At 60.1% G+C, this 26,332-nt stretch carries 14 protein-coding genes and 1 pseudogene; 6 read left to right on the forward strand and 9 right to left on the reverse strand.

All coding sequences use genetic code 11. The features are described 5' to 3' along the window. Positions 1-170: 170 nt before the first annotated feature. Positions 171-1,886, forward strand: coding sequence for an adenylate/guanylate cyclase domain-containing protein (locus tag ACFHWW_RS07270; protein ID WP_379937828.1), 1,716 nt, complete (start codon positions 171-173; stop codon positions 1,884-1,886). A 218-nt stretch (positions 1,887-2,104) separates the two neighbouring features. Here ACFHWW_RS07270 and ACFHWW_RS07275 read toward each other — a convergent pair. Next, a pseudogene (locus tag ACFHWW_RS07275) lies at positions 2,105-3,107 on the reverse strand (IS30 family transposase). A 301-nt stretch (positions 3,108-3,408) separates the two neighbouring features. On the opposite strand from ACFHWW_RS07275, the gene ACFHWW_RS07280 reads away from it, so the two are divergent. Beyond that, on the forward strand, positions 3,409-4,332 hold the full coding sequence (locus tag ACFHWW_RS07280) for a homocysteine S-methyltransferase family protein (protein ID WP_379937829.1): 924 nt from the start codon (positions 3,409-3,411) through the stop codon (positions 4,330-4,332). 26 nt (positions 4,333-4,358) lie between these two features. Here ACFHWW_RS07280 and ACFHWW_RS07285 read toward each other — a convergent pair whose 3' ends face one another. After that, on the reverse strand, positions 4,359-6,239 hold the full coding sequence (locus tag ACFHWW_RS07285) for a hypothetical protein (protein WP_379937830.1): 1,881 nt from the start codon (positions 6,237-6,239) through the stop codon (positions 4,359-4,361). 34 nt (positions 6,240-6,273) lie between these two features. Then, positions 6,274-6,696: a hypothetical protein gene (locus ACFHWW_RS07290; protein ID WP_379937831.1), complete on the reverse strand. Its 423-nt coding sequence runs from the start codon at positions 6,694-6,696 to the stop codon at positions 6,274-6,276. Between the two features lie 389 nt (positions 6,697-7,085). Here ACFHWW_RS07290 and ACFHWW_RS07295 point away from each other — a divergent pair, with 389 nt between their 5' ends. After that, positions 7,086-10,247, forward strand: a complete 3,162-nt coding sequence (locus tag ACFHWW_RS07295; RefSeq protein ID WP_379937832.1) for an AAA family ATPase — start codon at positions 7,086-7,088, stop codon at positions 10,245-10,247. Positions 10,248-10,416: 169 nt separating this feature from the next. On the opposite strand, the gene ACFHWW_RS07300 is transcribed toward ACFHWW_RS07295, so the two are convergent. The 5 genes from ACFHWW_RS07300 to ACFHWW_RS07320 all read right to left on the reverse strand — a co-directional run bounded on the left by ACFHWW_RS07300 (position 10,417) and on the right by ACFHWW_RS07320 (position 20,647). Continuing rightward, positions 10,417-11,844 (reverse strand): hypothetical protein, encoded by a 1,428-nt coding sequence (locus ACFHWW_RS07300; protein WP_379937833.1) that lies wholly within the window; start codon positions 11,842-11,844, stop codon positions 10,417-10,419. A gap of 186 nt (positions 11,845-12,030) precedes the next feature. Continuing rightward, the gene (locus ACFHWW_RS07305) at positions 12,031-13,080 is read right to left on the reverse strand and encodes a serine hydrolase domain-containing protein (RefSeq protein ID WP_379937834.1); all 1,050 of its coding nucleotides are present in this window, start codon (positions 13,078-13,080) and stop codon (positions 12,031-12,033) included. A 221-nt stretch (positions 13,081-13,301) separates the two neighbouring features. Beyond that, complete coding sequence (locus tag ACFHWW_RS07310) at positions 13,302-14,303, reverse strand: hypothetical protein (RefSeq protein ID WP_379937835.1); 1,002 nt, start codon at positions 14,301-14,303, stop codon at positions 13,302-13,304. A gap of 161 nt (positions 14,304-14,464) precedes the next feature. Continuing rightward, positions 14,465-19,417: an ankyrin repeat domain-containing protein gene (locus ACFHWW_RS07315; protein WP_379937836.1), complete on the reverse strand. Its 4,953-nt coding sequence runs from the start codon at positions 19,415-19,417 to the stop codon at positions 14,465-14,467. A gap of 135 nt (positions 19,418-19,552) precedes the next feature. Next, positions 19,553-20,647, reverse strand: a complete 1,095-nt coding sequence (locus ACFHWW_RS07320) for a patatin-like phospholipase family protein (protein WP_379937837.1) — start codon at positions 20,645-20,647, stop codon at positions 19,553-19,555. A 195-nt stretch (positions 20,648-20,842) separates the two neighbouring features. Between ACFHWW_RS07320 and ACFHWW_RS07325 the strand changes: the two genes are divergently transcribed. After that, positions 20,843-21,598, forward strand: coding sequence for a hypothetical protein (locus ACFHWW_RS07325; RefSeq protein WP_379937838.1), 756 nt, complete (start codon positions 20,843-20,845; stop codon positions 21,596-21,598). Between the two features lie 3 nt (positions 21,599-21,601). Next, entirely contained in the window at positions 21,602-23,149 is a 1,548-nt protein-coding gene (locus ACFHWW_RS07330) for a type IV secretory system conjugative DNA transfer family protein (protein ID WP_379937839.1), read from the forward strand. Positions 23,150-23,180: 31 nt separating this feature from the next. On the opposite strand, the gene ACFHWW_RS07335 is transcribed toward ACFHWW_RS07330, so the two are convergent. Next, positions 23,181-23,810, reverse strand: a complete 630-nt coding sequence (locus ACFHWW_RS07335) for a hypothetical protein (RefSeq protein ID WP_379937840.1) — start codon at positions 23,808-23,810, stop codon at positions 23,181-23,183. Between the two features lie 258 nt (positions 23,811-24,068). On the opposite strand from ACFHWW_RS07335, the gene ACFHWW_RS07340 reads away from it, so the two are divergent. Beyond that, complete coding sequence (locus ACFHWW_RS07340; RefSeq protein WP_379937841.1) at positions 24,069-26,312, forward strand: tetratricopeptide repeat protein; 2,244 nt, start codon at positions 24,069-24,071, stop codon at positions 26,310-26,312. Positions 26,313-26,332: the final 20 nt, after the last annotated feature.

Here is a 26,332-nt window from a genome sequence, read left to right on the forward strand (position 1 = left end):
ACCGGGATGCTCTAGTTATGGGCTGCGAAACTCCCAATCGGATCGCCAACGCCCTTGTTCACCACAAGGGAGAAAACCGCTAACAATCGTGCTATTTTCTGCCGATACTAGTCCGAGACATTGGTGAGCAAATGGGAGAGGCGTCTTCGACCAGCCGGATCGACCGTCGCTTGGCTGCCGTCGTCGTCGCGGATGTCGTCGGCTATTCCCGCATGATGGGGGTAGACGAGTCCGGAACTCTGCATGCAGTCGCTGAGGCTCGTGAAACGATCGTCGCACCGCTTGTTCGAGAATGTAGCGGCAGGATCGTCAAACTCCTGGGGGATGGCGTTCTCATCGAATTTGCGAGCGTTGTGCACGCGGTCGATTGCTCGATACGCATTCAACAGCAGATGAGGGACGCTAATTCTTCTCTCCTGGCCCAACGGCAGATCGTCTTGCGAATTGGGATAAATCTCGGCGACATCATCGATCAGGGAGACGACATCTACGGTGATGGTGTCAATGTCGCTGCTCGTCTGGAGCAGCTTGCAGACCCCGGCGGCATTTGCATATCCGGTAAGGTGTTCGACGAGATCCAGGGCAAGACCCACGCGGCGACCCGAGACATGGGCTTGATCGAACTCAAGAATATCCGGAACCCCGTCAGAGCATACGCCATCGACATACCAAGGTCGGGGGATCCGTCTTCTCCCGCGCCATCGCCCCATGCTTCTCGTGAGTTTACGACCATCGTCGTTATGCCGTTCGCCAATCTGTCTGGCCGAGAGGATCAGAGCTATTTTGCAGACGGAATTACAGAAGACATCATCACAGAGCTCAGCAAGCATAGAGACCTGTCGGTCATCGCTCGCAGCACCGCTTTCGCTTATAGGGATCAGCCGGTAAGCGCCGTTGAGCTGGGGCGGAAATTTGGGGCCGATGTAGTCGTGACGGGAGGCATCCGACGTGCGGAGCAACAGGTTCGCGCGACAGTGCAGCTCGTCGACACCTGTACGGGAAAAGAAGTCTTCGCAGAGCGCTTCGATCGTCGCATCGAGGACATCTTCGCCGTCCAGGACGAGATAGTCGATGCGATCATCGGACGGTTGTTCTTCAATTTGCAGACTGTCGCGAGCACCGCGCGATCTAGAAATCCAACGACAAGCGTTTCGGCATATACGAGTTGGCTTCGCGCCGGCAATGCTTGGCGGAATGGCGACGAGGCGGCTGCACGCCAACACATGCACGATGCCGTTGCCATCGATCCGAGTTACGCGCCAGCCCTTGCCTCGCTATCGCTGATGTATGCCTATTGGCGGTTCAGTGCCCCGGCACGAGAGACTGACGAAGAGCGCAAGCAGCTTTCCATCCAGTACGCCAACAAGGCGCTAACAACTGGCAAAAACGACCCGTTCGTGTTGACGAGCGTTGCGGCATGTTTCTTGTTGGCGGGCGCGATGAAAGACGCATTGCGCCACTCTGAGATTGCCGTCGCCATGAGCCCTCGCGACATCAATGTGTTGGTCGCCAGAGGAATGATCCTCTCCTATGCGGGCCGCCACGATGAAGGGCTTACCCTCGTCCAGCGTGCGTGCAGCTTCGAGCCGTTGTTGCCGCCGGCGTTCGTCTCCAGTTTGGGCGATTGCTATTATCTTTCTCGTGAGTTCGAACTAGCCTTGGAAGCTTACCGATCGCTCATCGATGCTCCGCCTTTCTTCCGTCTGAACGAGGCGGCCTGCCTTGCGCAGCTTGGTAGGGGGGAAGAGGCGAAGAACGCGGCGAGCGAATTGCCCGGTGAATTCGATGCCGCGCTATATGCACGAATTACCGCGGAGATCTGTAACTTGAAAGAGGACGCCGCTCTATGGGTCGACGGCTTGCGTAATGCTGGGGTCGCGATCTGACGCACAGAAAAACGCAAAGGCCGGGGGTCGAAGCCCCCTACAAGGCGAACTTTTGAACAGCCGCCTCGATCTGAGGCGGTCGCTTGATTCAGTCGGCCGAACGTCGGCAGTGGGTCGGGACCTTCTTCGCGAGGCCTTGTGTGCGGCTTGGTGCGAGGATGTTCACGTTCTGGGAAAATCTAATCCAAGTGCAACATTGACGGGTGAAGAGTAGGGCACTACGCGCATTCGCGCAAATGCGCCATGAAGACCTCGGTGGGGCGTTCGATAGCCCAAGCACTTGCGCGGGAGCGCATTCATATGTTGGGCGAGGGCGACGAGCTGTTGCTGACTGACAGCGGAGAGATCGGTATCGCCAGGCATGAAGCGGCGGATCCGCTTGTTGGTGTTTTCCACGGCACCTTTCTGCCAAGGCGCACTGGGGTCGCAGAACCAGCTCCGCGCGCCGATGCCCTCTTCCAAAGCCCTGAATCCGGCAAACTCCGTGCCGCGATCAAAGGTGAAGCTCTGCCGAGCAAAGGCTGGCAAGGGAGAGAACGTTTCGATGATCTTGTCCATGATTGGTTGTGAATGCCGGCTGTGGTTCTTGATCATGACGGTGTAGCGGCTCTTGCGTTCAACCAAGGACGTGACGTTGGCGTTGCCCAAGTCACGCTGGAAGATCAACAAGTCGCCTTCCCAGTGACTGAACTGCGAACGATTACCAATGAAATCAGGACGTTGCGATATCCTGCAGGCAGCAGGAAAAGTGCCGTCGCGGGGTTTCCTCGAGCCGCGGGGGCGGCGTTTGCGGCGGCCTTCCGCCAGATGCTGATGGAGTTCCAGCGCCTGATCTTCCTTGCCATAGATGAAGCGATAGATCGTCTCGGTGCAGACCCGCACGGCGCTCACGCCATCGGCGAGCAGACGACCGGCAATCTGTTCCGGTGACCAAAGTGCCTTCAGCTGCTCGATCACCAGTTCGCGCAATTGCGGGTGCCGCACAAGCTTCCTCAAACGCTGCCGCCGCTCTTTGCGGATATCGTCAGCAACGGTCGGGAAGTAACCGCTATAGTCGGGCAGCTCGCGATCGTGGAAGGTGTTGCGCCTGATCTCACGGTAAATCGTCGATCGATGACGACCAAGTTCGCGCGCCATTTCTTTGATCGGCACTTTGCGTTCGACAAAGTGGAAGAGGCGGCGTCGATCAGTCAGATTCAGCTGCGAATAGCGTCGGGACATTCCAAATCTCCAAGGGGAACCCATTGAAATCATTGGCATGTCGCACTTGGAAATAGAATGTACCAACCTGTTACAGAAGATCGCATAATGTACGAGTGGGACGGTGGCGCGATGGCCGGTATCTTATTTGCCTGCGCGTGATCTGTATCCATTGGGAGGTGGCCGTCTGACCGGATTTCTGGGTCGGTGATAACTCTGACGCGCGGTCGTCGGCGGCGCGGAGTACGTCGGTCGCGCCTCGCTACCAAGTTCGACCGCGCCACCGGTATTTGCTACAGTGGGTTCTTTGGGGGAGGATATCATGGGTATACTTGATCGCCTGCTTTCGTCGCCTGATCCCTTCATCAGCGACGGGGGCATGGAGACAGACCTGATCTTCCACGAAGGCGCCGAAATGCCGCTGTTCGCCTCCTTCGTCCTGCTCGACAGCCCAGAGGGGCGCGAGATGCTGCGGTGTTACGCGCTTTCGTATTTCGACTTGGCCCAGGTCGCGGGGCGCGGCTTTGTGATGGGCACGCCGACCTGGCGCGCCAATGGCGGCTGGGGGCCGAAGCTCGAGCTCGACGAGGCAGGGATCCGGGACGTCAACCGGCGCGCCGTCGCCTTCGCCCGCGACCTGCGGAGCGCCCATCCCTGGCGTGACCATATCCTGATTGAGGGGGTGCTCGGGCCGGCAGGCGATGGCTATGCACCCGAGCAGCTTCTGACCCCGACCGAAGCGGCCCGCCTGCACAGCGCCCAGCTGGAGACCTTTGCCGAGGAGGGTGTGGACATCGCGTCGGCCTTCACCATCACCCATCCAGGCGAGGCCATCGGCATGGTCAACCGGGCGCGCGATCTTGGCCTGCCTTTCGCACTCTCATTCACGGTCGAGACCGACGGGCGGTTGCCAACCGGACAGGACCTCGATGCCGCGCTCAGCGAGGTCGAGTCCGCGACTGGCGGCTACGCTCTTTATTACGGGATCAACTGCGCCCATCCCGAGCATTTTGGTCAACAGCTGCCATCGCGCTGGCTCAACCGGATTGGCATGATCCGCCCAAACGCCTCGCGCCGCAGCCATGCCGAATTGGACGAAGCCACCGAGCTCGATGACGGTGACCCGCAGGAGTTCGGCGCGCTTTACGCTGAAATGGCAGAGCGGCTCCCCGGATTGCGCGTCGTCGGCGGATGTTGTGGTTCGGACCTGCGGCACATCAAAGCGCTGATCGCGGCGGGCGTCTGAGCGCCGGTCGGGCAAGGATGCCTGCTCTATCTGTCGCAATCGATGTCCTTGTAGAGTAAGTATTCTGCTTCACTGAAGCGGACACCCGAATGGTCGAAGCAGAACCGCTTAGGCAGGATCCTGAAAAGGTAGCGCTTCCCGCATGCCGCCGGAACATCCAGAGAATACAAACGAGCCATGCTGGACGGTACGGGGTCTGTCCATTTTTTATGTCCCGCGAAGGAAACGTCCTGCAGGAGCGTCGCCGATCCGGAGCGGCCGACGCCTCCTGCCGCTGCGACGACGCCCGTTCCCTTCGCCTCGTCAACCGTTGGATACTCGTGCCGCGTCAGTGGTGCGCCGGCCAGCGGCACGTCGGTTGTCTTGAATGCCACGTTGAAGCGCACGTCGTCGCGGGTTGGCACGCGGCCGTAGCCGTTCAGGTACTTCCAGGAAAGGCGTAAGAGCTTTTGCGTGCCTTTCGTGGCGGTGGGGTTAGGATGTACGTCGGCCGAAAAGTTCGTTGGCACGAAGGTGTCGACGCCTCCGCCCGGGGGTGGGCACTGCGTGAACAGCGGCGTGTACCCACATTCGCTTCCGCCGACGCCCCATGCGCATCGGCTGAGACGCAGCCAGTCGTCGTCATTGAGTACGCGCACACCTTTCCATAAGCTCCCCCCATGCCCCGGTGTCATCCACGGACTGATCTTGCCTGCTCCAGTGGCGGAGGCCCAGTCGGTCCTATGGTTCTGGACGAGCATGAGGGCTTCCTTTTGCGCGAAGAGGGCCGCGTTCTGCATCACCGTCGGGTTCGGGATGACGGGCGCCTTCCCAGTGGCATCGGCGGCGAAGCGACGTCCCGACTCCAACGTAGTCAGGCTGTGGCAGCTCGAGCATGGATGGCCTTCGATCAAGAAGGACCTACCGTCAAGCAGCGTGCTGGCGTGGGCGGCCGAATATGCCGAACCGATCACGCGGAACGGCGCGTCCGCTCTCGCGATACGGCCCGGAAGGAAGTTGCCCATGCTGAACACGGCGCGCGGATCGTGCCTGCCCTCGAAATAGCCGACCCTCGCCTGTTGCATGTGCGGATCGATGACTGTGGGCTTCTTGTTGTCGTGACAGAGTACGCAGTCGACCATGGCGCTGCCGTCGTAAAGCTCCTCCGCAGCGCGCCGCCCGGCGGAGTCGCCGTAGGATGCTCCGCCGGGCGGCGGGAAGCGCTCCCTCCAGTCGAACACGGAGCGGTCCTTCCGGCCGTCGAGGAAGGCGATTTCACCCGTGACGTTGTTGAATCCGATTGCGCTGTACCGGGAGAACCGTGGATCTGTCTCCGTCCAGTAGGGCTCCGCCGCGATTTCCAGGCTTTCGGACGATTTCCGGCAGAGGAACAGCCACTGTACATGGTCACGCGTGACCCGGCCCACCCGCGAGTTCAGTCCGCAGAAAGTCACGCCCCCTGCGAGCGAAGGCTTGTCGCAGCGGTCGACGGCAGTCGTCCACTTCACCAGTCCGCCTTCGACGTCACGGTGTGCAAATTCGAGCGGAGTGGCTGGCTTGGAAAGATTTGGTTCCAGCCTTACGACGTTTCCGTCGACCTCGAGACCGACGGGTCGCGAATTCGGCCCCGTGCAGACCCCATCCGGCATGGGGCCGAATACCGACCTGGCCTCGTCGCCGAATTTCGTCACCGGATTGGTGCTCGCCGTTGCCGGACCCCACAACACGTCGCCGTTCCATTGAAGAAGAAGGTCGTATGGCGACACCGTTCGGGTGCCGGCGGTTGCGGCTTTTGGGGCAGCGCCTGCAAAGGCCCCCAATTTCTCACAAGGTTCGGCGTGCAGGTCCTGCAGAGTAGGGATCTCCGATTGAACGGGCAGAGAAAGCGCGACAGCAATAGCCGCGGCGAAATGGACGAAGCGCCCCACGTTTCATTCCCCAATTTTCGTCTCGCGCGGATTGTCAGCGCGCGCTAGCCTGGATCCCGGACTGATTGGGGGCGACCTTGAGGACAACGAACTTCAACAATTCGCCGTCCCGTGTTATCGTTGCGTATAACTTGGCCGTGTAGTCGAGCTGTACCGCGCTGACCCCGATCGTCTGAATGCTCACTTGGACCGATAAAGCAACCTCGAAGTTGCCCTCTTGCGTCTTACCAATCAGGATGCTGCTAAGCTGGCGCGTAGCACTGGAGTTCGTTGCAGCGAGGGGCGCGAACATTGTCTGGAATTGCTTGGCCAGCGATCCTGCCGAAATGGCAAGCACCGAATTCGGATTGCCCGGGTCGCAGTGGTAGTACTGTCCCGCATTCACGAACAAAGCCGCCAGTCCGTCGAAGTCGCGGTTGTCCATCGTCCACGCATATTGGGAGAGCAGGTCAATCACGTCTCGCCGTTCCTCCGGCGTGGGCGCGGTTAATGACCCGCCGCGGTATTCCCTCCAAGGCATATTGTTTGGCCCGGGGCATTCATTGGCCGCGACTGCAGGCGATACCGCAAGCAAGGAGAATACGGCCAAAGCCGTGAAAATCTTATACGTCCTCAAGTTGACCCCCTCTGTGCTGCCCACCGAGGGTCCGGCCCGTCCCTACGCTATTCCATGCCATGCACTACCAACGGACCGCACCGGACGTTCTCGCAGCACTGCAATATACGTGGCCACCATGCGACCACGTCTAGATTAAACTCAAGTTGTTGAATGACCTCAGCTTGAAGAGTAGCTTGAACCGAAGAAACACGCAAGTTGAGTTGCCTGTCTACTGGGCGGATCCGGCGATGAACGACGTCACGCAATGGCTGGCCGAGATCGGATTGGGGCATTTGGCGGACAAATTCGTCGACGCGCAGATCGATTTCGACACGCTCGCGCTGCTTTCCGATCAGGATCTGCGCGAACTGGGCGTCCCCATGGGCCCCCGCCGCAAGCTGCTTGCAGCAATCGCTGCGCTCGGCAGGTCGGCGGAGCCCCGCGCGGGTGATCGCACTCCAATCGAACGCCGGCAGTTAACGATCCTCGTTGGCGACATGGTCGGTTCGACCGAGTACGCCTCCAGGCTCGACCCCGAGGACGTCAGCCAGCTCACGCAGACATTCCTCTCGCGATGCAGCGCGCTTGCAAGGTCGCACGGGGGCTTCGTCGCGAATTATGTCGGCGACGCGCTGCAGGTCCTGTTCGGCTTTCCGGCGGCGGAGGAGAACGACGCCGAGCGCGCGATGCACTTGGCGTTCGACATCGTAGCAGCGATGCCACAGATAGAAACGCCGGACAGTTCGCGCTTGGGGGTGAGGATTGGGGTCGCGAGCGGCTTGGTCGTCGTCGGCGACATCGAGGGCGCGCCTGCCGGGATTTCGACGGTGGCGTTCGGCCATGTCCCGAATCTCGCCCACCGACTTCAGGCTATAGCCGAACCGAACAGCATCTACGTCGACGAGAACACGTTCCAGGCGACGTCGGGCGCCTTCCAGTACGCCGACGTCGGCGGCAAGATGCTGAAGGGCTTCAGCAGTCCCGTCCACATCCGGCGCGCCCTCAAGCCGATCGCAAGGAAATACCGCTTTGCGGGCGAACTCCGGTCGACGCCGCTGGTGGGGAGGAGGAGCGAGCTGCAGGCGGTCGAGGCCCTCTGGGACGCCGTGCGAGCCGACCGCCATGGACGCGTTGCGTTGATAAGCGGCGAGCCGGGGATAGGGAAATCGCGGCTGCTCTTCGAGCTTGGGAGGAGCTTTCCCGAAGCGAAGGCGCTTGTTGTGCAGTGCGCCCCCGCCTTCACCAACAGCGCACTTTATCCGTTCCTGAGGCTGCTCAAGCAGGAGGCTGGCATTACCGAGGACGCGCCGTTGCCGTCTGAAAGGCTGCGGGCCGCTCTGTCGGCGAGCACCGTCCCCTTGTCGGTCTCGTATCCGATCTTCACACGGCTCCTGGCGGTCGAACCCGACTACGAGCCGTCCAGGCTTGCCTCGTTCCAGCAGGAGGTCGCGATCAGCCAAGTGTTTTCGGACTGGCTCCGGCAATTGGCGAGCGCTGGACCCGTGATGCTCTTCGTGGAGGACGAGCAATGGATCGACCCGTCCTCCGGCAAGCTCCTCCAGACGCTCGCGCACGACGTCGCACAGTCTCCGGTGCTCCTCCTGGTGACCTCGCGCGAGAGGCAGACGAAGGCGGCGTTCGACACCGCCGTCACGGTGCATCTTGCCCTCGAACGGTTCTCCCGCGAGGAGGCTGGCGAGTTCGTCCAGAACGTCGTCGAAGGGGGCCATCTGTCTTCCGGCGTCCTCTCAATGCTTCTTAGCAAGGCCGAAGGCGTTCCCCTCTATCTTGAGGAACTCGCCCGATCGGCCCTCATGCTTGCTCTCAATACGCCCGGTCGGTTCGGGGCGAAGGCCGAGAGCGACGTCGACGTCCCCGTCTCCCTCCAGTCCGCGCTCATGTCCCGTCTCGATAAGCTCGGCGCCGTCAAGACGGTCGCGCAGACGGCCGCTGTGATCGGCCGGGAATTCGACCTGAAGACGCTCGCCCATGTCGTCGGTCTCTCGAGCGAGGTGCTGCGGCCTCAGATAGATCGTCTTGTTGCCGTCGGCCTCGTCGCGCCGCAGCCCTTCAGCAACTGGCCCCGCTACTCCTTTGCTCACAGTCTGCTGCAGGAGGCCGCCCGCGGGGCGCTGCTTCGGGACAGGCGGCGGGAGCTTCATGCGCTCGTCGCCAAGGCGATCGAGGTCGTTCAGCCGAGGACGGTCGTGGAGCATCCCGAGATCCTTGCCCAGCACTATGACGAGGCGACGCAGTTCGAGCGCGCCGCCGACTATTGGCTCAGGGCGGGCAGGAAGCTTGGGGCAACGTGGGCGAAGGTCGAGGCTGCGAACATGTTCGCCAAAGGGATCGAATGTGTCCGCAGAATGCCGCCTTCGACGACGCGCGACAGTAGAGAGCTGACCCTCGAACTCGAAAGGGGCGACGTCCTCTACGCGGCATACGGATACATGACCGGGGAAGGCAGTGACGCGTACCGGAACGTCATGCGGCTCAGCGAGGCGACCGGAGATCCGGAGGCGGCGATCCGGGCCCTGGACGGCCTGTTCGGAACTTCGTTCAACTCCGCCCGGTTCTCGGACGCGGAATGGGCGAGTAACCAGCTCAAAGAGATTGGCCGCAGGGATGGCAACATTAAGGCCCTCGTACTCGGGCTGCAGTTCGGAGGCATGTGCGCTTTCGCGCGCGGCAGTTTTCCGGAGGCGCGGGAGGTGTTGCTGGAGGCCCTTGTGCACCGTGAGCACGCCGATGAGGTAGGAAGCGACTTTCCAAGCATGTCGATGCTTTATCTCTCGTGGACGCTGCAAATACTTGGGGAGGCAGATGCGGCCATGGAGTTGTTCCACGCGGCTGAAATGGAGACCCGCGGACAAACGGACTACCGCCTCGCTGCGTGTCTGGGTAACGGCTGCATACTGATGTCTCTTCGTCAAGACGTAGCGACGCTCCAGAGGCTGGTGGACGAGCTCGTGCCGCTCGCCACACGCAACGGATTCCAGCTTTGGCTCAACTTCGCGTCGTTCTTTTCCGGGTGGGCCAAGGCGGCAAGTCAACAAGACGCCTCCGGCATCGCGCAGATGAAGCACATATGCGACAACATGGGCGAGCAGGAGGTCGATAAGACATGCTATCTGGGCGTGCTCGCCGATAGCTACCTTCGAATGGGAAGGACTGACGAGGCGTCAGCGACCCTCGATCAGGGCTTGAAGCTCGCACGGCGTACCGGTGAGCACTACTACATGCCTGAGCTGCTTCGTCTACGAGGAGAGCTGCTTAGGCAGACGGATCGGCCGGCTGAGGCCAAGAAATCGTTTGAGGAGGCGATCTCTTTCGCACGCGATCAGGGGGCCAAGGCATGGGAGGCGAGAGCCAAGCAATCACTTGATTTGCTTTCATTGGATCCGCCGTAAAGATAGAGGATGCAAGTCGGGGTACGGTGTCCTCGAACTGCCGCTGACTGACCACCTGACGATCGGCAGAAGTTCATCGGTGCTGGAGCGCGGCGGAAACTCTCGGCCGGCGTGGACGGTACCGCTTCCCTCGCTCGACGGGACCTTTACGAATGCCTTGGATGTCTTGTTATTGGGCACGACGAGGGTTTGGTCTGGCATGCTTTCCTTGTGCGTCACCCAGTCGTTTCCTTCTAGTGGTCACGCCGCGCGCGCAGAGGCCGCAGTTGAAAAGTCGGCGCTCAAGGCGCGCGCCCCCGTCGACCTTGACGAGTGCGTGAGTCTTGGTCTTGTGGTTGCGCAGCAGCCGGCGTTCCGGGTCGACGACTGGGCCGTAGTCGATCTGGCCACGCATGAAGAGGTCGTCGACGAAGGCCTTGGCCGCCGCAGTTCCGCTCGGGGGGAGGATTGGCTCGGCATTGAAGCCGGCGGACGTCACGGTAAAATCGCGCGGCTCGGCCGCGGCCTCCACGAAGAGCACGCCGTCGATGCCATATTGGGACGCCGGCAGCCCGACCATCGGCAGCGGCTCTCGCTCGGCCGTAGCCGAATTCGCCGCCGCGGTGAGCGACTTGACGTTCGCCATCATTGGGAGCGAGGACGCGGATTGCAAGGAAAGGATGCTTCTCCCCACGAACACGCCCTTGGCGATCGACGAATAGGTCGGGTCCGCCTGGGCCGCGATCACCATGTTGGCAGCGACATGGGCGTAGCAGTTGGTGACGATGGGCGACGACCACTTCACACCTTGAACGAGAAATCCGGCGAGGTCGTCGGCGACGGCAAGCAGCTCCGCCTCAGTCGGGGCGCCTGGGTTGGCCGCCTTCGTGGCGAGCGAAACGCCGAGAATCTCGAAGAAGGCGCCCGTGAAAATGCGCGAGAAAGAGTGCGGCTTCGACGAGAGTTGCGACATGGGTGCTGCACTTGGGAGCGTCATCGGGTCCTGATAGTTGAACGAGTTGACCGCACTGCGCAGGCAGTCCGCTTCGGCCAGGTCAGGATCCTGCGCGCGAAGGGCGCTTCCGAGCTGCTCCGCGAGCCTTGAGAGACGCGACGTCGTGTAGAGGTTTCCGCCACTGACGGCGAGGACCGCCGTCCGCAGCGACGGAATCTGAATGGCCGACATCAAGGCGCTGATGTCGCCGAAGGACTCATGAAAGGCTGCGATCTCCTGGCTGGCGACGCCCCATAGCTCGGGCATGAACGCGTCAAGCACGGCGTGTCCCACCTCGTGACAGCTTACGTCGGGACTTTCGCAGGTGAATACCGTTCCTGTCACACCCGGACCGTGGAAGAAGTTCAACGCAGCCCGATCGTAGTTGGCGTCGAGGTCGAATCCGTTGTCGAGCACGACGTTGAGGCTCGGCCCCCCGTGCCATTGCGTCAGCGGTACCCGCTGCGCCCAATAGTCGGCGCCTCGCCTCAACGCGGCCGCGGTGGCCCAATAACGGAACTCAGACGTACCGTGCGCGTAGATGGCAGGTGGCGGCCCCCCCGCTGGGAACGAGAACGCAAGGGGAAGCTTGGAAAGATCCGGCGTAGGCACCGTCAGACCCATGGCCGTTTCAGGATCGTCCTCCCACGAGCCCACCGTTCCAGCAGGAGTGAAGGAAGGTACATTCGTCTTTGGGGTCCTGGTCTTTGCGGTAGCAGTTGTCGACTTGTTCGGAGCTCTTTTGGCTTTCCTGGGCATTTGAGACATGCGGATGCCCTTTCCCTAATTTGCGCTTGAGTTGAACGATAGCTATTTCGGCGCAGAAGATACGGTGTGAGCGCCTTCCTGCGCCTTCACGGCGGCGCGCACCAAAGCGTCGTGGGCCTGGAAGGTTAGACACTCCCTCGCGGATCCATTGCTCCATGCCTTCCAATCGCTGATCTGGACGATGACGGTCCCACTGTCCGGGTAGACGTGGATGAATTGGCCGTCCCGACCGATCGCAGTGAAGTCAGAGTGCCTACGTCGGAACCACCAAAAGTACCGGTATTCCAGAGGGCAGCCGGCATTTTGATAGCTATTTCTCGGGTCGATCAGGTCGCCGGTGTTTCTTGTGGTTGCTACCTCGAACCACGCCTCCGGGATAATCTGGCGCCGGCCCACCCTTCCTTTATTCAGAACAAAGACACCGAACCGTGCGAGGTCAGCGGCTTCCGCTTTGAAGCAACACGACCCGATCGCAGTGCCGTCCCGGTCAACACCCCACGACGCGTCGCCTTGTGCGTCGATAGCGGACCAGATGCCTTCTGCGAGGAAATCGGTGAGGGAGGATGGAGTTACCATGCGTTCCGCAACGGCGGCCGCAATTGCGGAATCCAGGGCAGAATAATTGAAGCTGTCTTCGCGGTCCTCATCGCGCACTCGATATCGCCTTGCGAAGTCCCGAATATTCATCCTCAGGTTTCGCACGTCGAGGCTGAACTGATTTGCGTCGGAGAAAAGTCCGTACCAACCCAACTCATTCCAGCGGACTCGGGAGCGCATACGCAGGACGTCGTGAAGCGGGACGTCGGCGTATGCACTGGCGGGTGGGACATCTAACCTTGCAACAAACCTGCCTACGGGTGTCTTCAGGATATGCTCGAAATCTTCGCGCGACCTTGCGCCAAAGCGCGTCGCGATTGCATGCCCCAGCAGGGTTGAGGTGAGCGATTTCGCTACAGAAGCGATGCCGTAGCGTCGGGTCGGTTCATTGCTCGCGCCCCGCTCGGGGCAGAAGCCCGCATCGGGACTGAAATATTCGAGGTGCAGCGCGTTTTTTCGCACGACGAGCAGTGCGCAGACGCGTGCGTACTGCACAAATGTGTTCAGATCACATCGTCTGGATGGCGTGACGTCGCAGTCAAATGTGACCCCTTTAATTTCTGCTCCTCGCACGAAGGCGGAACGAGACTTTGGACGATGTATTATGTCGTTCTCGGTGGCGACTGCAGAGCCAAATCCACTTACAAAAGTCGCGAATAGGAGTAGGGCCACCAACGCAGCAAGCGGATTTGCCAAATGGTGGACGCTAAGTCCTCTCATTTGGGCGACACCCTCACTGAATCGACCTCAAGGACGTCTGTACTGGGCGTGTAGTTCCGGTAGTGCCCCATCTTGAACTTCGTCTTAATCGTCGTGCCCGGCGCCGGCACGTATCCGATCTTCCCGGATATTCGCACGATGAAACGACCGTCCTGATGAACTTCAATGAAGTCGCGATCATCTCTCCCGGCCTTGATGAGGTAGCGCATTTCCGTCCACCCGGATGTGGGCGGATCCAGCCACGGGTTGGAGCCATAATTCGCGACGAGCGCGCTGGTGCACGCTTCACCCTCGTCCTTCGTCGGATAGGTCACCTTGCATTGTGACAGAGCGCCTTCCTCCCATTTGAAAGTTTGACTTGGAGCCTTGGCGGATGCAATTAGACACCTGCAGTTCTCATCCTGAACAGTGAGATTGAGAATCCCGCCATCATACCGCTGCGCGAGGAACGGGCTCGGGCTCCAGCCGTCGCCATATGAGGGGAGGGGCTCTTGTTTCCATTGAGCCGTAATCCAGCGCGTCCTGGTGGAGAATTCGTGTTTAGTAGTGCGGAATGTAATTGCATATTCATGCGTCGCTGCACTGTCGTGTTCCAGATCATTGGTGAGACGCAGTTCTTGGCGTTGAACTACCGAGGTGTCGGACTTGAGGATGGTATGATCCGACAGCCCCTGGATGAAGGATGGTCCCAGGTCATCCGGGAACTCGTCGTCACGTTTGAAGGCTGACCCGTTTGGGATTTTGCCCCCATTGGGGACGTCACATTCTATTTCTTCGCTTTCTTCGCACTTGTTGTCAGTGATCGATGGATCAACAGTAATCTGGGCGTGCTTGTCGCCGACCTCTTGCGGGTCAGAATCGAAGGTGACAGGCCGATTTTGAGCGATCTGGCAAGTACACCACCTTTCATCGAGTTTGCCAGCGCGAAAGTCTTCCGACAAATCGGTTGCGTAGGAAATCGAAACGGTTGTGGCTAACACGCATGACAGGACGCTCAACCGCATCTTCGCACCAGCCACGCTAGTTGAATCTATCAACCAGCATGCGTTAAAGTACACAACTTGTCGAGGCGGAAATGCAAGGCGCGCAACTACATTTGCTGCTACTTCGCGCTTGAGTAGATTTGCACGCTCATTGAAACACGCAAAGAGAACCTCCATTAACTCAGTGGGCAATCGCATCCACTTGGTAGGTCCTTGATCAAGTCGTCGTCACCAATGATCGCAACGCGCCCCGACGGCTCAACCAGGAAATCGGCGATGGAAACGGCGTCGGCATAGAGTATCAGGGCCGAGTAGCGGCGGTTGCCGTTTTCGTCATGCCCGAAGAAGCGCGGCGGGCGGTAGAGCTCGCGCAAGCTGCGGCTGCCCGAGTGGTCCGTGGTTGGGCGCCAGTCAACGATGCCACGTGGAAGAAAGTCCTGTTCAAGATCATGGATCACGAGAAAAGGGCCGCCTTTGCCTCTGACAAAAAAGCTAAAGAAGGTCAGGTAAAACAGCGCGTTCTCATCCGTCAGCTGAATTGGAGCCCTGGCGTTGACGGTGTGAATCGGGGGCGAGGTACCGTCCAGCCTGATGCTCTCGCCGTCTGAGAGAAGAAAGCAGAATCGTCGGTGTGGATTGTCCCAACCGGGATCGAATACCTGAATGATGCCCACATTGCGATAGAACGGCAGAGATCTATGCAGAACGACCGCTGTGTCCGGATTGAGCGGCGATGCAGCCTCTCCCGAGATATTGCATACGGCAAAACCTGCGGCTCGTCTGGTAGCCTCGTCGACAGGCTGCCAATCAGGGCCGGAATAGGAGAAAGGCTTCATTTGAAGTCTCTCCGTTTGTGAAGTCCCGCGGCGCTGTATCGGAAATCCTTGCCCACGGCGCTCTTGCGGAATCGCAGCGGCGAGTTTGGCCGCCAATACCGAACACGAAGCCTTCGGTGAGCAATCGACCGGCGTTCGGCCCCAGTGGTCCGTTGCGTCTAGAGGAACCGAGTAACTTAGCAGCGTGTCGAAGACCGCAATGTCGCCGGCCATCGCAGCCGCAAACAACGCTGTTTGCCGACGATCATCCGAAGACCGCGCCGGATCCGCGCCAAGAGCCAGAAGGCGCGCTATCAGATCGCGATTGCCACCTAACGTGATCGTGACGCAAAGGGCCATACTCAGCTCGGAGACAATTGCAGTCGTCCTTTTACGGGGTAGTGTCGCGAGCAACAACTCGACAATGGCAGTTTCGCCTTTACGGAACGCCGTCGCCAGCATTGTCGAGTGGCGGGCTTCACAGTTCCAGGGATTGACCCGACCCTCGCGCAGAAGGTCGAGGACGATCTCACTCATATCGTTTTCCACCATAAGCGCCGGGACATAACAATTGAAGAGCTCCATTTCGTCGAGATTGACATCGGTGCGCGAAAGGATGTGTTCGGCAAGGTTGCGGAACACGGCCGTCTGCTGATTGCTGACGGCGACCTGTATCGCAGTCTCTTGTGACTGGTTGCGGGCCTTAATGTCGGCACCTCGATCGATGAGAAGGCGCGCTACCGCCGCCTGACCCCTGCTCGCCGCCAAGTGCAACGGCGTCGATTGCGCTTGATTGCGCGCCTCGACCTCGGCGCCTTTGTCGATGAGGAGGCGTACCACGGCTTCGTGACCGTTGCTTGCAGCCAGATGCAGCGGTGTCCATTGCACTTGATTGTGCGCGTCGACCTTGGCGCCCGTGTCGATGAGGAGGCGTGCTATCCCTTCATGACCGTTGCTCGCGGCCAGATGCAGGGGGGTCCATTGCGCCTGCTGGCGGGCGTCGACTTCTGCGCCTTTGTCGATGAGGAGGCGTGCCACGGCTTCGTGACCGCTGGCGGCCGCCCAATGCAGGGGGGTTAATTGCGCCTGCTCCTGCGCGCTAACATCGGCGCCCTTGTCGACAAGGAGGCGTGCCACGGCTTCGTAACCATTCTGTGCCGCAGCATGCAGCGGTGTCCATTGCGCTTGATTGCGCGCGTCAACCTCGGCACCGCTGTCGATGAGGAGGCGTGCCACGGCTTCGTGTCCGCTGCTCGCGGCCAGATGCAACGGTGTCCATTGGACCTGCTGGCGTGCGTCGACTTCCGCGTCCTTGTCGATGAGGAGGCGTGCTACGGCTTCGTGTCCGTTGCTCGCAGCCAGGTGCAGCGGCGTCCATTGTTCCTGTTGTCGCGCATCGACATCGGCATCCTTGTCGATGAGGAGGCGTGCCACGACTTCGTGTCCGCTGCTCGCGGCCAGATGCAACGGTGTCCATTGGGCCTGCTGGCGTGCGTCGACTGCCGCGTCCTTGTCGATGAGGAGGCGTGTCACGGCTTCGTGTCCGCTGCTCGCGGCCAGATGCAGCGGTGTCCATTGTTCCTGTTGTCGCGCATCGACCTCGGCGCCCTTGTCGATGAGGGCGCGTGCAACGGCTTCGTGTCCGTTGCTCGCAGCCAGGTGCAGCGGAGTCCACTGCGCCTGCTGGCGCGCGTCGATTTCGGCGCCTTTGTCGACAAGTAGGCGTGCCACGGCATCACGACCACTGTTCGCTGCGAGGTGCAGGGCAGTCCATTGCGCCTGCTCTCGCGCGTCGACTTCCGCACCCTTGTCGATGAGGAGGCGCACCACCGCCACGTGCCCGTTGTTTGCGGCCAGATGCAGGGCCATCCATTGTGATGCCACATTAGCGCGAATGTCGGCGCCGTTGTCGATAAGAAGCTGTGCGACCGCCTCGTGTCCGTAATATGCGGCCACGGTCAGAGCGGACCAACCGTCATTGTCTCTGACTTCGACGTCGGCACCGTAGTCGAGAAGAATCCGGGCGGCGCCGCAATCGTCGCGCATGGCCGCTGCCTGCAAGGCATTGCTGCCCGAACTCCGCGTTTTGTAGTTCACGATAGCCGCGCGCTTTGCCAGATCAGTTCGATCAAGTCGCCGAAGCGCCGCCTCGAAGAGAGTTCCGTCCTGCGTTGCAACTGCTGTCGTGACCAGACTCGCGCTGTCAGACAAGACCCACCAGTCGCCATCGGAGCCGGTGATCAATCGCAGCAGGCAGGATCGCATGAATTCAAGCGGCAACCGATCCGTTTCCTCCCACCAATACCACCAGAGCGTCGTCATCGCCACAAGATCGCCGGCATCGACGACCAAACGCCCTTCATTCCCCTTTGCACGCTCTTCCTGCCACAGGAGGGCCTTTCGTTCCATATCGACCAGGGTTTCCTGATGCGACCGATCCTTATCATACCAGCTTCGGGCCTTGGCCCAACCCTCGATGATGGCGGCATGGGTGAGCCTGAGTTCGCCGGGTTTGGGGGGATAGAGGATTCGCTGCCGCCGCAGCGCAGTCACCAGCCCCGGCGCAGTCAGAACCGCGGGATGGTCGCTCCGACAATTGCGCAGAACACAGAAGGAACCGCCGCCTACGCGCGTCTCGACCAGATGGCGCAGCAGGCGATGCAATTTCGCCTCACCGAGGAAACCGCTGTTGCCGAAAGCTTCGGCAAAGGCCCGCTCCCCGAGTCGGTCGAGGACGGCGGCAAGATCGGGCACCAAAGGGGCAGTGCTTTGGCCAGTCGATAACAGCTTTCTCCTTTGTTCCTCGCGGATCATGACCGGTATTTCAGCCATCAACGCCGACAGCAGAGGAAGCACCGGTCCGGGATCCTCTTGACGCAAGAAAGCCAGAGCCTGGTCTACTACCGTTCCTGCTTGCTCCAGAGGCAGACTGAACTTTGTAAAGGACCTGCGGACAATCTCGTCCAAATCCTCCGGGCCAACCGGCAGCAGCCTTTCGATTTGCAAGTCATGTTCTGAGGCGATTGCTTTAAGTTGATCGACCTGCTCGCTCGGCAGCGTTATTACCGCCCATAGAATGTCTTCTCGCGCGAGCGCAAGGATCGCCGCAAAGAGCGCGTCGACTCTCGCACGAACTTCCGCGTCTCCCTCAGCCACGACCAAGGCCTCGTCGAACTGATCGATGCCAAGGAAGAGCCGCGCCGTATCGCTGGAGTTAGGGCCCTTCAACTTGTCGCGGCACGCTTGGATCAGTTTTGCCTGCCGGGTTTCCGGAGCGAACTCGCTTATTCGGTGCTGACCCCAAAGGGGCATATCGATCGCTGTTTCGATCGCATCTGCCAGCGCGACAAGCGGATCGTCCTTCACCAACGACAAAGCGGTTCGGTCCGCGGTTCGGAAGTCTCCCAAGCTTGGATAAGTCCCCATGCGCAAGCGGCCGACCAAACCGGCCCGCATCACCGAGGATTTGCCTTCGCCGCTGCGACCGGTAAGAACCAGAACCGGCGCTTGGCCATTGCCTCCCGTCGATAGGTCACGCAGACGATCGAGGATGTTTCGGATCGACCGCTCGCGCCCAAACAGGATGTCGTGATCATCGGGGCCATAGGAAAACAGCCCCTTAGGCTCTCGTTGAGCTTTGGATTCCTGCGCGAGGTTTAGAATTCTCGGTATCGCGATCAACAGCTTCTCGCGCAGATCAGTGATGTTTTCGTCAAACGTGACATCGTTTCTGCCGAAAGTGTTGAAGCTGTGCTTGCCGTCACGAAAAAAGGCAGTTGCAAATCGATCAAGGGCGTCAACTTGCCTGTCATAGTCGATCGCGAGCTTTTTAGGCAGTCTTTTGGACCCGTGACATAGCCGGTCGTGCTCGTGCAGGAAGCCGTAATCGCGCTCGTAAGCTTCGATATGGGGATCGTCGAATTTGTCCCTGTCCACCATGAAGTAGCACAGAACCTTCGGGTGCACCGTTGCGCCGTCCATCTTGCATCTTTGTGCCGACGCGACCGCATCGAGGAGTTCGAAGAGCGTTCCAGTGAGCGGCACCTGATCGCCGCAACCGAGGTAGGGAAACGCCACCCACTCCGGCAGCGCCAGATCCTGCGGACACGGAAAATAGCCAGGGAGTGGTTCGCCTATCCGCTCCCCAAAAAGGCATATTACCAGATGGCAGTTCGGATCACTGGTACGATTGATGTGTTCTTGCCAGGTTTCATGAGAATTCCAAGCAATATCCGCGTTCTTCCAGTGATAAAGATCGAATTCTTCTCCGCTCGGAAGGGTGGTGTTTAAGCCGTCTACTACGGCCTTGATCATCGGTAAAGTATTCGCCATGTCTCGTGAGCAAGAGACAAAAATCGTCCTTCTTTGAAAACGCTTGAACACGGCGAAACCCTTCAAAAGGACACACCTATAACAAAAGCGGAATGACACGGGCTTCCGAAGCTCGTGTCAAGTGATCGGAATTTGCCGTTCGGCCGCCCTTTTCGCCAGCTCATAAAGCCGTGTCATCGAACCTGGGCTGGCAATATCGCGCAAGCGATAGAGCTCGAGCCATTTGACGTCCTCTTGCAATTCCTGCATTAGCCACTTGCTCTCCAGCATCAGGTTGTAGCGATAGAACGTGAAGAGCGGCGTTCCGGCTACCATCGCGTCACTCAGATCGCCGATTTCCGAATTTATCCACCAGGGCGTCACATTGCGGCTGAGGGCCTGCATCAGCATCAATGTCTGCTGCTCGCTGTCGGTAAGTGCGGAGCGCAGCGTCGAGATCGCAAAAAAACTGGCAATTCGCGACAGCCGGCTATCCCTTTCCACGCCGTAACGGGCGCTGCCTGTACCGATCGACGTGATTTCCAGCCGGTGCGCGCCGATCGGCCAATTATAGCGGTAGGCTGGGATCGTCACTAACAGGAACAGAGCGAGGCATGGATTGTTGTAGGGTGAGACACCTCCGTCGATGAAGGTGCCGGCCTTCTCTCCGGCGACTATGCTGAGCTCTTCCGGATCAAAATAGTGTGGTGCGGCCGTCGATGCACGCAGGACATTTGCGAGGAGGTAGTTGCGGTTGCCCACATAGCTGCCGTCGGCCGGGTCGTCCCAGAATTTTCCTGCCGCGTTGTTGTTGAAAATCCAGACAGATCCGGTGTCGACACGTTTGGCGATGACAGCAAGCCCGGTGCGGATATCCGTGGAATCCAGGCGCCGGTCACCGGCGATCTCGAAGATTTCCCGGCGCAGCTTTTCGGAATCAAAGACGGAGTGAACAAACGGGATCGCGGTCCATGCTCTGCGAAAGACATTGGGCGCGAGTTTGAAATAATAGTGCTTGATCGCAGCGAGTGGCTTATTAAGGGCAAGGGCGGCCGCGATGAGTGCGCCGGTGGATGTACCACCGATGAGGTCGAAGTGCTCATGAAGTGCGATCGGGCGACCGGCATTGACCGAGAGCTTCTGCTCTAAGCGTTCGAGAAAGGCGATGGTGGCAACACCGCGCAGGCCACCTCCATCGAGCGCCAAGACGCGTCGGGGCCTCTCATTCTCCATCCCCCCCCTCCCGCAGGCATTGCAGCTGGTGCATGTCAATCCTGACCCATTTGAGGCTCAGTCTTGCAGTTGCGTCAAGTACCGTGCAGACTAAAGCGATAAAAACGTCGAGAGCGGATTGCTGGCTGTCCTGGCCCTGCGGTGTCGTTACAACAGTGTCCGCTCCCGATCGGATGGGTGGGGGCTGGATTGGGGATGTCCAAAGACGACGATGTTGCCTTTCTGCTTGAAGCGCCGATCGCAGGCGATTGGGTGACGCTGGACCGAGACCATGCCGCGATTCTAGCCGCGCGGTTGGCGGAAACGGGATTCCTGGGGGACGGACTCGTCCAGGTGGATGCGATGCGCCTGTTGCCGCTCGATTTCTATCCCGGCTGGGTGCTCTGCGACATACAGACTGGCCGGAAGCCGGCGGCGACCGAGAACCCCCGAGCAGGAAGGGCAGCAAGGGATCCCGAGCAGGCACTCGGGCGATTTCCAGATTCCGGCATTCACAGCTTCCTTTACGGTCCTGACGGTTTTGCTGCCCTCGATGGAACCGCACCACCGATCCACGAACACAACGAATTGCATGGCGTGGACCTCTCCGACCAGCCGAGGCGCGAGGCTTATTTGAGGTTCTTTTGCTTTTTCGTGCGCGGCGGACTCAGCCCGTTCGAAGTGCTCGATGATGCGCGCCGGCTGGTCTTTCCAGCGGCTGGGGAGGCCGGGGTTCCGCCCATTGTCACTCCGCCCGCAAGTCTCGCCGCCACGGACGAACTGGCCGGCCGGTTCCGTGCTCATGTTCTTTACGGCCGGACATTGTTCGAGGTGACTTTCGAGATGCATCGATCCGGCTTCATCGACATGACTGACGACAAGCTGATCGCAGATGGCGTTGGTCGTGTACCCGATCTTGGTTTCATCAAGACCATGCGCTACCCTCTCATCGCGTCCAAGCCCAACGAGTAGACGATGCAATCGCTCCCATTCTCACAGGCCGTATACGCATCCCATACTAAGCGTTCTCTGCCGGAAAAGCTCGACTCGCAGGGAATTCTGGTCGGCTGGTCGATGGAATACGCTCACGAACGCACGCCGATGGGGTTCACATTCGGCGATCCGGACTGCACGCCCGACAACGGTTTCGTCGACCCAATCCTGATGGAAGGCGAAGGGCATCTGCTGACAATTGCTCCGACCGGTGCCGGCAAGGGCATCGGCTGCATCATACCGGCGCTGCTGCGCCATACGGGACCGGCAATCGTGATCGACCCTAAGGGCGAGAATGCCGTGGTAACGGCTAGACGGCGGCGGGAGATGGGGCACGAGGTCGTGGTCATCGATCCGATGGGCATCACAGGCTGTGATGCTGGTATGCTCAATCCTCTCGATATCATAGATCCACATGATGCAAATGGGGTCGACACGACTGCCGCGCTTGTTATGGCAATGCTGCCATCGTCGTTGAATTCGGAGAAGAACCGCTTCTGGATCAATCGCGGGCGGCAGTTGCTCACCGCGGTTGCGCTGCATGTCGCGGCGGATCTGCCCGAAAGCGAGCGGACGCTCGCCAAGATGCGGGAATGCGTGAACGAAATGGCCGCCAATCCGGCGGCATACGGTGAAAGGTTCCAGGCCTCCAGGCACCCTGAAGTACGAATGATCGACGGCAATCTCAGAATTGGTGCCCCCGAAACGCTCGGGGGAATCATTTCGTTCGCGCAGGAGGGGGTGGATTTTCTCCGCGGTCCACAGATTCAGCAGGCGACTGCCCGCACATCTTTCACTTTGGATCGAGTGACTCGCGGCGATCCGTTAACGATTTACATCGTGCTGCCGCCGCATCTGCTCGAAAGCCACGGACGAATCCTGCGCCTTTGGATTAGCATGCTCTTGACGCTGGTGATGCGCCGCCGCAGCCGCCCTGCCAAGCCCACTCTTTTCATACTCGATGAAGCAGCGCAGCTGGGCGAGCTGGCCGAACTTCGGACCGCCATTACGCTGTTGCGAGGATATGGCTTGCAAACCTGGAGCTTTTGGCAGGACGTCAGCCAGATCAGGCATTTGTATCCGCTCGATTGGCAAACGATGGTGAACAATTGCCGTGTAATTCAGTCCTTCGGGCCGAACAATCTCAATGCTGCAACAGACATGACGCGTCTCGTAGGCTTTCTTTCTCCGGAGCGCTTCCTCGATCTGGAGCGCGGCGAAATGTTGCTCCAGATCGCCGGCGACGAAGCGGTCATTGCGCAACGCCCCAACTATCTGACCGACCCGATCTTCAATGGGCAGTTCGATGACAATCCGCTCTTCGATCCGACGCGTGATCCGGTGCCGAAGCCCAATCACATCCGCGAATACCTGCGCCCGGAAAAGCGCGTTGCACCGGCAAAAGAAGCTGGAGAGGCGAGGAAAGCCGGATCCTTCTATCTCGGTGCGGGCGCGCGAAACCCGATCGACAGCCTGATTGCCGATAGCCTGCTACGCTACTGCCGAGGCAAGCGACCGGCTAGACGATAGAGGCACCAACGCAGCGAGTGGTCGCGTTGCTTCAGATGGCGAGAACCCATTCCGGGGCGCCGATCGCCGTGCCTTCTGCCGGAATGCGGAGAACGGGGCAGCCCTTCTCGAGTGCGGCTGAGACGACTTCAGCCGTGCCACCCGGCTTGCCCGCTTCACCGTTCCAGACGGCGACCAGCAGATCGGCGTTGGCGACGAGGACGGCGCCGAGACCGGAATAATCGGGGCCGCCGTCTTTGCCCCTCGCCAGCACAGTCACGACGACGTTTTCTGCGGCAAGTACGGTGTTAAACGCTGCAACGGACGTCTCGCGATCGCCGGCGGCTTCCTGTCGGAGGTGGGCGCGCCATTCATCGACAGGAAGCGGAAGGACGACCTCCAAGACCCAATGCGACGGTCGTTCGAGCGCTGCGCAAAGATCCGTTCCTTCCGCCATGCCGTTGAGAAGCCTCACCGGGCGCTTCGCCGCGGCGTCGATCGCAGAGAACAGGTCGCGCAGCACCTTTCGCAAGTCGTCTGCAGAGGAAGGGAGAATACGGTTCCAGCGGTGGCCGGTAATAGCAAGGCGCAACGGAAAGGTGTCGTCCTGGCCTGCGAGCAACGCGGACAGGGGCTCGAGAAGGGCCGTCAACAATGGAGGGATCGTGGCTATCGGCGACATCGGTCCAATTTCGTTAGCGTTCTCTCAGCAAGCAGCAAGATGGAGACGAATGCAAGCCATCAAGGGCTTAGCCCGCTCGACCTGGAGCCGCGGCTTTACAGCGGCGCGCGTATTACCAGAGGTGCAAAGGTCGCGTAACACTTTGAATTGCTGCGTCGGCGGGACACGCGTTCGCTTGGTCCGCAATTGAGCGCGATGGGGTTGCAGAAGGAGTGATTTCGTAGCAGCCTTACGGAGATTGCACAGGGGCATGGGGCGATGGCGGGGAAAAGACGCCGCTTCTTCGTATCCGGCGTTTCGAGCGAGTTTCGCCACGTATGCGACGAGATCGCCAACGATCTCCAGGCGCACAGCTGCGACGTTGCCGTTCAGCGCAGCTTTGGCACTGATCCTCGCGCGCCGTCGTTACTCGCCATGCTGCATGACTTCATCCAGGAATGCGACGGCCTCATCGCGCTGATCGGCGCGAGGAGCGGCGATTGCCCTCCGGACGAAGCGGCCGTTGCTTACGCCGATATGCTGCCGGAGGGCTTTGCGCGAGCCAGCTATACGCAATGGGAAGTCTTCTTCGCTGAAGCCCATGGCAATCCCGTTGTCTATCTCCGCGCACGCCCGGATTTCGTGCCCCATAATCCGGTCCCTTCCGATGTGGACTTTCCCGACCTGCAAGCCGCCCACATCCGCCAATTGGAGCGGCTCAACCGCTATATGCCGGAGTTCTCCAACTTGGCCGAAGCCTGCCGGCACGTCGGGCGCGTCCGGTGGGAATTCGCCGATACTGCGGCAGACGTGGCCTCAAGGCACAAGCCGCGCAATCTCCCGCACGGTTCGATCGGATCGCTGTTCAAGGGGCGCGAGCAATTCCTGAACGAGCTGCGCGCCAGCTTCGAAGGGTCTTCCGCGACGACAATCGCCGGCATGGTTGTGCACGGGCTTGGCGGGATCGGTAAGACCAGGGCGGCGATCGAATATGCGCTGAGATATGAGGGGGAATATTCGGCGGTGTTATTCGTCACTGCCAAGTCGCGGGAAGAGCTGCGATCAAATCTTGCCGCCCTCGTCGGGCCGCTGGTGCTGGATCTTCCGCAACAGAATATCGCGGAAGAGGAGGTGCGGCTTGCCGCCGTGCTGCGCTGGCTGGAAGACAATCCCCGCTGGTTCCTGCTGATCGACAATGTCGATACCGAAGCCGCCGCAACGGCGGTCGAAGAGCTGTTGGCACGGCTTTCGGGGGGCCATGTGCTGATAACGAGCCGCGTCGGCACCTGGAGCCAGCAGGTCGAGGCTCTGGAACTCGACCTGCTTGCTCCAGGCCCGGCCGTCGAATTCCTGCTCGAGGCTACGCTGGGGCGAAGGCGCACCGCAAGCGACCGGGAGGACGCCGCAAGGCTCTCCGAAACGCTCGGTCGTCTCTCCCTCGCGCTTGCGCAAGCCGCAGCTTTTATCGATCAGAGGCGGAGTTTCACCGCCTATCTCAAATCCTGGGAGACGGCGCGAAGAAAGCTCCTCGACACCCATGATCCGCGGAAGCTCGCATACCCTTTGCCGGTCGCGATCACTTGGCTCACGACCTTTGAGCAGTTGAGCGAAAGCGCCCGCGATCTTCTGGGGTTGCTTGCTTTCTTCTCCATAGAGCCGATCCCCGAAAGCCTTTGCGACGCCGTGCCAGAGGACGTCCGGCATGAGCTCGATCTTTTCGGGGCGCTTGACGAGCTTGGTCGCTACTCCCTCGTTTCGCGGGACCGCGATCGTCCGGAGTTTTCTGTTCACCGCCTCGTGCAGGCTGTCGCGCGCGACAGAATGAACGAAGACGAGCAGCGGTTGACCATTAACACAGTTGTCAACTGGCTGTCTTGGGCCGTTCGTCACCTCAATCCAGGCGACATTTGGCCCGGTATTGAATCGTTGCAGCCTCATTTGAAAGCCGCGTTTGCCCACCTGGAGAGATTAGCGCCAGGCGCCATGGAAGGCCTGGCATGGCTGTCGGCCAATTCTGGAAAGCTACGTCGGGAGAAAGTCCTTGACCGACAAACCGAGCCGATGTTTCGGCGGGCACTTGCTACCCTGGCAAAACATTATGGGTCGGATTCTGCCTTGGCTGCTCCACTGCTCGAAAAATTCGGCGAACTGTTGATGGACGCCAATCGCCTGGATGAGGCCGAAGCAATACTTAAGCGGGCGCTTGAGATCAGCGAGAGGGGCGGCTCATGGGGTCACTTTCTTGCGGTCGACGTCAACCGCAATCTGGCGAATCTGCTCTTAGCCGCCGGCCGGGGCGAAGAGGCCGAGACTGCGCTCAAGCGATCGCTGCAAGCCTTACTAAAATTCGCGGCGTGGGCCGGCAGTCAACCTGTCGGTCTGATGACAACCGTGCGTGACTACGGCGCAATTCTTGAAGATCGAGGCAAGAGCGCTTCCGAATCCCGTGCCATCATAGACGACCTCTTCCGTGAGGCGGGGGTAGAGCCTCCAAGACGAGACGGCCAGGAGGAGGGCACATGAGGCGGTCGAGGGTCAATCTC

The organism is Sinorhizobium sp. P24N7 (genome assembly GCF_042436655.1).
In the GTDB taxonomy this organism is placed as follows: Bacteria; Pseudomonadota; Alphaproteobacteria; order Rhizobiales; family Rhizobiaceae; genus Sinorhizobium; species Sinorhizobium meliloti_A.